Origin of the sequence: Georgenia sp. Z1344 (assembly GCF_049856295.1) — a bacterium.
Classification (GTDB): Bacteria; Actinomycetota; Actinomycetes; order Actinomycetales; family Actinomycetaceae; genus JB111.
Genome location: NZ_JBNDMZ010000025.1, coordinates 1 through 10,094, shown reverse-complemented (window position 1 = coordinate 10,094; position 10,094 = coordinate 1). Strand labels below are relative to the sequence as shown.

At 67.8% G+C, this 10,094-nt stretch carries 7 protein-coding genes and 2 rRNA genes; 5 read left to right on the top strand and 4 right to left on the bottom strand.

The features are described 5' to 3' along the window. From ACPYO6_RS16745 to ACPYO6_RS16725, 5 genes are all read left to right on the top strand, one after another. Window positions 1-2,481: ribosomal RNA gene (locus ACPYO6_RS16745) — 23S ribosomal RNA — on the top strand; the annotation flags it as partial. Window positions 2,482-2,652: 171 nt separating this feature from the next. Next, a 5S ribosomal RNA gene (gene rrf, locus ACPYO6_RS16740) occupies window positions 2,653-2,769 on the top strand. 81 nt (window positions 2,770-2,850) lie between these two features. Continuing rightward, window positions 2,851-3,624 carry a fumarylacetoacetate hydrolase family protein gene (locus tag ACPYO6_RS16735; protein WP_425715929.1) on the top strand — a complete coding sequence of 258 codons (774 nt, stop codon included), beginning with the start codon at window positions 2,851-2,853 and terminating at the stop codon, window positions 3,622-3,624. A gap of 104 nt (window positions 3,625-3,728) precedes the next feature. Next, the gene (gene ilvD, locus ACPYO6_RS16730) at window positions 3,729-5,432 is read left to right on the top strand and encodes a dihydroxy-acid dehydratase (RefSeq protein ID WP_425715928.1); all 1,704 of its coding nucleotides are present in this window, start codon (window positions 3,729-3,731) and stop codon (window positions 5,430-5,432) included. 211 nt (window positions 5,433-5,643) lie between these two features. Beyond that, a complete protein-coding gene (locus ACPYO6_RS16725) occupies window positions 5,644-7,068 on the top strand; it encodes a hypothetical protein (RefSeq protein WP_425715927.1) in 1,425 nt (474 codons plus the stop codon). A gap of 105 nt (window positions 7,069-7,173) precedes the next feature. Here ACPYO6_RS16725 and ACPYO6_RS16720 read toward each other — a convergent pair whose 3' ends face one another. Genes ACPYO6_RS16720 through ACPYO6_RS16705 form a run of 4 tightly spaced genes read right to left on the bottom strand, consistent with a single transcriptional unit; the run spans window position 7,174 to window position 9,962 of the window. After that, on the bottom strand, window positions 7,174-7,680 hold the full coding sequence (locus ACPYO6_RS16720; RefSeq protein WP_425715926.1) for an SRPBCC domain-containing protein: 507 nt from the start codon (window positions 7,678-7,680) through the stop codon (window positions 7,174-7,176). Between the two features lie 11 nt (window positions 7,681-7,691). After that, a complete protein-coding gene (locus ACPYO6_RS16715; RefSeq protein WP_425715925.1) occupies window positions 7,692-8,336 on the bottom strand; it encodes a dihydrofolate reductase family protein in 645 nt (214 codons plus the stop codon). Then, a complete protein-coding gene (locus tag ACPYO6_RS16710; RefSeq protein WP_425715924.1) occupies window positions 8,333-8,647 on the bottom strand; it encodes an ArsR/SmtB family transcription factor in 315 nt (104 codons plus the stop codon). Before ACPYO6_RS16710 ends, ACPYO6_RS16715 begins: the two co-directional genes overlap by 4 nt. 7 nt (window positions 8,648-8,654) lie before the next feature. Further along, complete coding sequence (locus tag ACPYO6_RS16705) at window positions 8,655-9,962, bottom strand: ISL3 family transposase (RefSeq protein ID WP_425713489.1); 1,308 nt, start codon at window positions 9,960-9,962, stop codon at window positions 8,655-8,657. Window positions 9,963-10,094: the final 132 nt, after the last annotated feature.

Genomic DNA, 10,094 nt, shown 5'->3' with positions numbered 1-10,094 from the left:
GTTGGGGTGACGGCGTGCCTTTTGAAGAATGAGCCTGCGAGTTAGTGGCGTGTGGCGAGGTTAACCCGTGTGGGGAAGCCGTAGCGAAAGCGAGTCCGAACAGGGCGCATTAGTCGCGCGTTCTAGACCCGAAGCGAAGTGATCTACCCATGGGCAGGTTGAAGCACGTGTAAGAGCGTGTGGAGGACCGAACCCACTTAGGTTGAAAACTGAGGGGATGACCTGTGGGTAGGGGTGAAAGGCCAATCAAACTTCGTGATAGCTGGTTCTCCCCGAAATGCATTTAGGTGCAGCGTTGCGTGCTTCTTGCCGGAGGTAGAGCTACTGGATGGCCGATGGGCCCTACAAGGTTACTGACGTCAGCCAAACTCCGAATGCCGGTAAGTGTGAGCGTGGCAGTGAGACTGCGGGGGATAAGCTTCGTAGTCGAGAGGGAAACAGCCCAGATCATCGGCTAAGGCCCCTAAGCGTGTGCTAAGTGGGAAAGGATGTGGAGTTGCAGTGACAACCAGGAGGTTGGCTTAGAAGCAGCCATCCTTGAAAGAGTGCGTAATAGCTCACTGGTCAAGTGATTCCGCGCCGACAATGTAGCGGGGCTCAAGCACACCGCCGAAGCCGTGGCACCACAGCATGTCCCTAGCCTTGGTTCAGGGGTTGTGGTGGGTAGGGGAGCGTCGCGTGGGAGGTGAAGCTGCGGGGTGACCCAGTGGTGGATCCTACGCGAGTGAGAATGCAGGCATGAGTAGCGAATGACGGGTGAGAACCCCGTCCGCCGAATGACCAAGGGTTCCAGGGCCAGGTTAATCCGCCCTGGGTTAGTCGGGACCTAAGGCGAGGCCGACAGGCGTAGTCGATGGACAACGGGTTGATATTCCCGTGACCGGCGAAGGACCGCCCATACCGAGTCCGGTGATGCTAACCACCCAAACCACCGTCATTGCCCTTCGGGGCGAGATGGTGGGGCGCGTGGGACCCGATCCGGTAGTAGGTAAGCGTATTAACAGGGGTGACGCAGGAAGGTAGCCGCGCGATCCTAATGGCTTGGATCGTTCAAGGGTGCAGGGCGAGACACAGGTAAATCCGTGTCTCATATTGCCTCAGGCCGGATGATGACACCGTATGGTGGAAAGTGGTGATCCTCTGCTGCCAAGAAAAGCCTCGACGCGAGGGACTAGCCGCCCGTACCCTAAACCGACTCAGGTGGTCAGGTAGAGAATACTAAGGCGATCGAGATAATCATGGTTAAGGAACTCGGCAAAATGCCCCCGTAACTTCGGGAGAAGGGGGGCCCTATGGGTGATCACCACTTGCGGGTGTGAGCCTGGCGGGCCGCAGAGACCAGGGAGAAGCGACTGTTTACTAAAAACACAGGTCCGTGCGAAGTCGCAAGACGATGTATACGGACTGACGCCTGCCCGGTGCTGGAAGGTTAAGAGGACGGGTCAACCCTTTGGGGTGAAGCTCAGAATTTAAGCCCCAGTAAACGGCGGTGGTAACTATAACCATCCTAAGGTAGCGAAATTCCTTGTCGGGTAAGTTCCGACCTGCACGAATGGCGTAACGACTTCTCCGCTGTCTCGACCATGAACTCGGCGAAATTGCATTACGAGTAAAGATGCTCGTTACGCGCAGCAGGACGGAAAGACCCCGGGACCTTTACTATAGCTTGGTATTGGTGTTGGTTACGGCTTGTGTAGGATAGGTGGGAGACTGTGAAGCATGCACGCCAGTGTGTGTGGAGTCATCGTTGAAATACCACTCTGGTCGTTACTAGCGTCTAACCTCGGTCCGTGATCCGGATCAGGGACATTGCCTGGTGGGTAGTTTAACTGGGGCGGTTGCCTCCTAAAGAGTAACGGAGGCGCTCAAAGGTTCCCTCAGCCTGGTTGGCAATCAGGTGTTGAGTGCAAGTGCACAAGGGAGCTTGACTGCGAGACAGACATGTCGAGCAGGGACGAAAGTCGGAACTAGTGACCCGGCGGTGGCTTGTGGAAGCGCCGTCGCTCAACGGATAAAAGGTACCCCGGGGATAACAGGCTGATCTTGCCCAAGAGTCCATATCGACGGCATGGTTTGGCACCTCGATGTCGGCTCGTCGCATCCTGGGGCTGGAGTAGGTCCCAAGGGTTGGGCTGTTCGCCCATTAAAGCGGTACGCGAGCTGGGTTTAGAACGTCGTGAGACAGTTCGGTCCCTATCCGCTGCGCGCGCAGGAAACTTGAGAAGGGCTGTCCCTAGTACGAGAGGACCGGGACGGACGAACCTCTGGTGTGCCAGTTGTTCCGCCAGGAGCATGGCTGGTTGGCTACGTTCGGGAGGGATAACCGCTGAAAGCATCTAAGCGGGAAGCCTGCTTCAAGATGAGGTTTCCACCACCTTTGGTGGGAAGGCCCCCTATAGACCATGGGGTTGATAGGCCGGATGTGGAAGCGGCGAAAGTCGTGAAGCTGACCGGTACTAATTGGCCGACAACTTCCAACACCACACCCCACACGAACTGTGTGTGGTGGCTGTTGAGAACAATGAGCACAACACATCAACATTGCGCGTCCACTGTACGGTTCTGGAACCACCCACCCCCAGACCAGGCCACCCCGATCGGGGGAAGGCTGGTTTGTTGGGGTTGATAATTGGATGATTGGTTCCGCCAGGTTACGGCGGCAATAGCGAGGGGGAAACGCCCGGTCCCATTCCGAACCCGGAAGCTAAGCCCCTCAGCGCCGATGGTACTTCACGGGAGACCGTGCGGGAGAGTAGGACACCGCCGTACACACCATTACCGAAAGGCCCCCACCACACCGGTGGGGGCCTTTCGCGTACCCGGGTCATCTGCATCGACGGAGAGGACAGCATGCGCATCGTTCGATATGTCGACTCCGGTCGGCCGGCATGGGGAATAGTTGACGGTGAGACCGTGCGTGCCGCAACCGGTACCCCGTTCGTCGACCTGGAGGCGACCGGACGGTCGGTGGGAGATCTCGACGGCGTTCCTCTGCTCGCCCCGGTCCACCCCCGTGCCGTCGTCTGCGTCGGGCGCAACTACCGTGCGCACGCCGAGGAGCTCGGCAACGATGTGCCGACCGCGCCGCTCCTGTTCCTCAAGCCGCCTTCCACCGTGATCGGTCCGGGCGCCACGATCAATCTCCCGCCGGAATCCTCGCGGGTCGATCACGAGGCAGAGCTCGTCGTCGTGATGGGTTCCGATGCGTTTCAGGTATCGGCGACGGACGCTCTCTCCTACGTAGGTGGTTACACGTGCGGCAACGACGTCACCGCGCGCGACATCCAGAAGTCCGATCCGGGCGGCCAATGGACAAGAGGAAAGGGCTTTGACACGTTCTGCCCCGTCGGTCCGTGGATCGACACCGACCTGGATCCGTCCGACATCGAGGTCAGCTGCACCGTGTCGGGTGAGACGAGGCAGAGTGGCCGGACTCGCGACCTCATCTTCGACATCTCATTCCTCATCGAGTACGTCAGTCGATTCATGGGACTTGAACGCGGGGACATCCTCATGACGGGGACTCCCGCCGGAGTCGGCCCGCTTGTCGACGGCGACTCGGTGACGGTGTCGGTGGGCGGTCTCGGGTCGCTGACGAACCCCGTGAGGGCCGTGTCCGGATAGCTCGGCCCCCGGGACGGCGCCAGGTCCGTCCCTGGTACGTGAAGCGCACTCTGGCGACGGCGCCGGCCCGCGCCCTTGGTGTCCCGGGTCCTAGACTCGCGAGCATGAGCACCGACGCCACGCCCGACATCAAGCCACGCTCACGTCAGGTCACGGACGGCATCGAGGCCACCGCCGCGCGCGGCATGCTGCGCGCCGTCGGTCTCGGCGACGACGACTTCGCCAAGCCCCAGATCGGGGTGGCCAGCTCGTGGAACGAGATCACCCCCTGCAACCTGTCTCTCGACCGCCTCGCGAAGAAGGCGAAGGAGGGCGTCCACGCGAACGGGGGCTACCCCCTCGAGTTCGGCACGATCTCCGTGTCCGACGGCATCTCGATGGGCCACGAGGGCATGCACTACTCACTCGTCTCGCGCGACGTCATCGCCGACTCGGTCGAGACCGTGATGATGGCCGAACGCCTCGACGGCTCGGTCCTGCTCGCCGGCTGCGACAAGTCCGAGCCCGGCATGCTCATGGCCGCCGCGCGTCTCGACCTCGCCAGCGTGTACGTCTACGCCGGCTCGATCATGCCCGGCTACGCCCGCCTCTCCACCGGCGAGGAGCGCGAGGTGACGATCATCGACGCGTACGAGGCGGTCGGCGCCTGCGCGCGCGGCCTCATGTCCCGCGAGGACGTCACGGCCATCGAGAAGGCGATCTGCCCGGGCGAGGGTGCCTGCGGCGGTTTCTACACGGCCAACACCATGGCGTCGGTGGCCGAGGCCATGGGCATGTCCCTCCCGGGCTCGGCTGCGCCGCCCGCCGTCGACCGCCGCCGCGACACCTCTGCGTTCGCCGCGGGTGAGGCCGTCGTCGAGCTGCTCCGGCAGGGGATCACCGCGCGGGACATCATGACCAAGGAGGCGTTCGAGAACGCGATCGCCGTGGTCATGGCCTTCGGCGGCTCGACCAACGCCGTGCTCCACCTGCTCGCCATCGCGCACGAGGCCGACGTCGACCTCACCCTCGCCGACTTCGAGCGGATGAGCGCCAACGTCCCGCACCTCGGCGACGTCAAGCCGTTCGGGAAGTACGTCATGAACGACATCGACAAGGTCGGCGGCGTGCCCGTCGTCCTCAAGGCGCTCGACGAGGCCGGCATGCTCAACCGGGACTGCATGACGGTCACCGGGAAGACGATCGCCGAGAACCTCGAGGAGCTCTCGCCCCCGGACCCGGACGGCAAGATCATCCACTACATGAACGACCCGATCGCCAAGCGCGGCGGAATCACGATCCTCCACGGCTCGCTCGCCCCGGAGGGTGCGGTCGTCAAGTCCGCCGGCTTCGAGTCCGACGTCTTCGAGGGCACCGCGCGCGTGTTCGAGCGGGAGCGGCACGCGATGGACGCCCTCGCGGACGGCACGATCACGGACGGCGACGTCGTCGTCATCCGGTACGAGGGGCCCAAGGGCGGCCCCGGCATGCGCGAGATGCTCGCCATCACCGGCGCGATCAAGGGCGCCGGCCTCGGCAAGTCCGTCCTGCTCATGACCGACGGCCGGTTCTCCGGCGGGACCACGGGCCTGTGCGTCGGGCACGTCGCGCCCGAGGCCTCCGACGGCGGGCCGATCGCGTTCGTCGAGAACGGCGACCGGATCCGCCTCGACGTCGGCACCGGCACCCTCGACCTCCTGGTCGACGACGACGAGCTCGAGCGCCGCCGCGCCTCCTGGGAGCCCGTCGCCCCGCGCTTCACCACGGGTGTGCTCGGCAAGTACCAGAAGCTCGTCCAGTCCGCCTCGCGCGGCGCGATCCTCGAGTAGCCCGGGGCGGTGCGGGGGTGACGGCGGTGCAGGTTCGGGTGGCCCGGGCAGCGGTCGGTCCCGCCGGGCGGTCCCCGCTGGACGGTGCGGCGTCGTCGTCGGGGACTCTCGTGAGAACGCTGTCACCGCGGACTCACCCTCGCGGTCCGGCCGGGTGCCTAACCTCGAGCCAGAGCCGGGAGATGCCCGGCAGCCGTGAGGACGCAGAGCCATGACCGATTCCCCCGCACGCCCGACCCGTTCCGCGGCCGCCCGCATCGCTGCCCGGTATGCGCCGTCGGACGCCGGTACGCGACCCCTGCGCACCGTCGAGGAGGAGCCCGCGACCGCCCCCATCCCGGTGGCGGCGCGCCCCGTGGGCGCCACCTCGGCGACCGCCGACCCGGTGGCTGCCACGCCTGCCGCTCCCGTCGAGGACGAGGACCACGGGCACGAGAACCACGGGCACGACGACGAGCGGGCCGACCTCGTGCCGTTCCGCGATCGCGCCGTCACGCGCCCGGATGCGCGGGCGGAGGTCGTGCGGACCGACCGGTCGCAGGCGTCGGACGGCGTGCGTGACGCACGGTCGAAGGCGTCGCTGCCGGGCGTGTTCGCCGGGTCCCGGATGCTCCACCTGCTCGGGCTTCTCGCCGCGGGCCTCCTCTCGGCGGGCGCGCTCGTCCTCGTCGCCCCCGTCGTGACCGACCTGGCCGACGCCGGTTCGACGCGGGCGTTCGCGGGCACCGTCCTCGTCGGGCTCGGCGCGATCGCGCTCATCGGCGTGGCGCGCTGGCTCGACCACACGCTGTCCGACCGGGTCGCCCGCCGGTACGCGAACCAGCTCCTCACCGGGGTCGTCGAGAACCACGCGGAGCACCCGGCCGCGGTCTCGCGCCTCGGCGCCCACTCCGTGCGCGCGGTCCGCGACGCCAACGCGCACCTGCACGCGCGGCTCGTCCCGCTCGTCGTCCTGCTCGCCGGAGCCGCGGTGGCGCTGACGCTCGTCCACCGCAGCCTCGCCCTCGTGGCCGCGGCCCCGCTCATCATGCTCGGCGCGGCCGCTGCCGCCACCGCGGTCCCGGCCTCGCGCGCCGTCCGTGAGGAGCGTCGGGCGCGGCACGAGCTGACGACCTCGCTCGCCGAGGCGCTCGCGCCGCCGGCCGTGGACGACGAGGTGATGCGCGTCGACGCGCACGTCGTGCACGAGGGACGCGACCACGAGCCGGAGCCGGGGGAGGACGCCGTCGCGGACACCCTCGACCCCGTCGACGACGAGGCGCTGCAGGCGGCCCGTCCCCGGGCGGTCCGCGGGTCCGGCGCTGGTGCCGGGTCCGGTGCCGCCGAGCCGGACCGCGACGCACTTCCGGCCGACGTCCGCGCCGCGCTCGACGCGGTCGGTGCCTCCGAGTCCGCCTCGGCCGACGCGCTCGGGACGCTGCGCGGGGTGGGGATCGTGGTGGTCGGCTTCGGGCTCGCCGCCGTCGCCACCGCGGCGTTCGCCGCCGGGGTCCCCGCGGCCGAGATCGTCGGCGCGCTCGTGGTCACCGGCGTCGCCACCACGGCCGCCCTCGACGTGGTCGAGGGGGCGCGGTTCGTGCCGGCCGCCTCCGACGCGCGCCGCGCGGTCGCCCGCGCCCTCGGCCGCGGGGAGTGAGCGGAACCCGATCTGGGGGGTGAGCGCGGTTCCGCCTGGGGCGTGTGGATGTCTGCCTAGCGAGTGAGGGGGCGACGTGCACGTCAACAGCGTGCGCGGCTTCGTCTACTCGGTCGAGGACGGGACGCTCACCGAGGTGTCCTGACCCGGGGCGAGGAACGCGGCGAGGCGGTCGAGCAGCTCGTCGGTCCCGGTCTCGCGCTGCGCGCCGGTGTCGAACCCGTCGAGGTGGGCGCCGTGCTCGGTGTGCGTGAGGCGGGTCCCGTTCGCGGTCGGCTCCAGCTCGATGGTCGCCACCGAGGTGGAGATGTGCCGTCCGTCGATCCACATGTTGTAGGTGGTGACGATGCGGACGTGCTCGACGATGCTCGTGTACTCGGCCTCGTACCTCGAGTGCGGGCCGTCGTGGAAGGTCCCCTCCGCGACGTCCCGGCCGCCGACCCGGAAGTCGTGGCGCCACTCGCCGGTGCTCCAGTCGTCGCTGTCGCCGAACCACTGCCTCTTCTGCTCGCCGTCCGCGAACGCGGCCCACGTGCTCTCGACCGGGACCGGGTAGTCCCGCACGAGGGTGAAGCCGGCGTGGGCGATCGTGCGGCCTGTCGTCGTCGACATGGTGGTGCTCCTTATCGCGTGAAGGTGAGGTGGGTGGTGCCGCTGGGCGCGGCGACCGAGGCGACCCGGTGGTCGTTCTCCAGGCCGCGCAGGTCGTCCCAGATCCGGAACCCGCGGCCGAGGACGATCGGCACGACGGCGAGGTGCAGGTCGTCGACGAGGCCCGCGGTGAGGAAGTCGTGGACGGTGCGTGCGCCGCCGCCGACCCGCACGTCCTTGCCGCGGGCGTCGGCGGCCGCGACCTCGAGCGCCTCCTGCGGCGAGGCGTCGAGGAAGTGGAACGTGGTCCCGCCGTTCATCTCGATCGGGGCACGTGGGGTGTGCGTGAGGACATGGACCGGGCAGCCGAACGGGGGAGTGTCGCCCCACCAGCCCGTCCAGTCGGGGTCGTCGGGGTGGGCGTGCAGCCCGAACATGCCGGCGCCCATGATCTCGGCGCCGATCCCCTCGAAGTAGCGGGCGGCGAAGTCCTCGTCCACGCCCGTGGTGCCGGAGCCATCGGTGATCCCGAGGACCTTCCGGCGCATCGTCCGGGTGGCGACGTAGGCGGCGGTCAGTCGCTCCCAGTCCTCGCCGAACGGCTTCTCCGGCGTCTGGTCGGTGGTGGTGGCGAATCCGTCGAGGGAGATGTTGAGGTCGACTCGGACGCGAGTCATGGCGTGCTCCTGTCCTGGTGGGTGCGCACGAGGTGGATGCCGAGCCGGTCGGCCCGGTGCTCGGCGGGTGTGCGCTGCTCGCCGAGCCAGAGGTGGAGGACGTCGAGCCCGCCGGGGCGGAGGCTGACCGTGCGGACGCGGCCCTGCTTCTCCGTGGCGACGACGCCCGCGCTCTCGAGGATGCCGAGGTGCTGCATGAACGAGGGCAGCGACATGTCGAAGGGGGCGGCGAGCTCGGACACGACGGCGGGCGAGCTCGCAAGGCGCTCGACGACGGCGCGTCTGGTCGGGTCGGCGAGCGCGCGGATCACCGGCTCTTCACATTCGAGGGTGTAGTTGGGGTCGGAATCCGCCCGTCTCGAGTAGTGATCGGGCGATGTAATTGGTCAGGTTGCGGAAGCCGAGGGCCGAGCCGCGCAGGTGCTCGAGCCTGCCGTTCATGGCCTCGGTGGGGCCGTTGGACGTGCCGGGCCGGTCGAAGTAGGCGAGCACGTCGGCGGCGCGGCGCTTCAGGGTCCTGCCCAGCTTGCGCAGCTCGGTCAGGGCGGCTGGCACGGTGGAGCTGACGGAGGCGATGAGCTGGGCCATGAGCTGGCGACCATGTGCGCGGTCGGGGACGCGGTAGGCGGCGATCATGCGCTGGTAGACGGCCCAGGCGGCCTCGACCGCTACGTGGGTGTCGCCGTCGAACAGGCCCTCCAGGCGCTGGGACTGCTTCTCGGTGAGCAGGTCGGCGCCGGTGTGCAGGGTCCGGCGGGCGGCGTAGAGCGGATCGCCCTTGCGGCCCCGGTGCCCGCAGGTGTCCTGCTGGACACGGCGCCGGCAGTCATCGAGCGCGTCGCCAGCGAGGCGGACCACGTGAAAAGGATCCATGATGGCGACCGCGTCGGGCAGCTCTTCGGCGGCGGCGGTCTTGAACCCGGTGAAGCCGTCCATCGCGACGATCTCGACCCCGTCGCGCCAGTCCTGCGGCCGGCCCGCGAGCCACTGCTTGAAGGCGTGTTTCGAGCGGCCCTCGACCATGTCCAGCAGCCGGGACGGGCCGGTCCCCTCGCGAACAGCGGTGAGGTCGATGATCACGGTCACGAACCTGTCGCCGCGGCGGGTGTGGCGCCAGACATGCTCGTCGACACCGATGGCGCTGACGCCGTCGAACCGGGTCGGATCATCGATGAGGACGCGGCGTCCTTCGGTCAGGACCGCGGCGTTGGCGGTGTTCCACGAGACCCCCAGCCCCTCGGCGACACGAGCGACACTCAAGTGCTGGCACACGATCCCTTCCAGCGCCCACCGCAACCCGCGGCGGGAGAGCCGAGCGCGCGGCTCGGCCGCGGCGGTCGTGTCCTGACGCCACACGTGCCCGCAGCCCGTGCACCGGTACCGACGCACCCTCACCTCCAGCGTCGTGGGACGCCACCCCAAAGGCTCGTGAGCGAGCTCGCGCGTGACGGTGTCCCGCGCGACGCCCTCGCACCCGCACCGCCGGCACCAGCTGTCCGGTTCGACGACCCTGCAGGCCAGGACCGCCCGACCAGGCTCGATGCGCTGGCCGACGACCTCCAAGCCGAGCTCGTCCAGACGAGCGAACGTGGTCAGATCAGGGCGGGCGAAGGTAGCGTCAGGCACGTCGAGGTCTTCCCGGTGGGTGGCGTGAGAACCCCCATCATCGGAAGACCTCGACCCCTATCTGGACGCTGACACGCCGGCACCTCGCTCACCACCGCGCCAGGCCGTCTACACCCTCAATCCGGAAGAGCC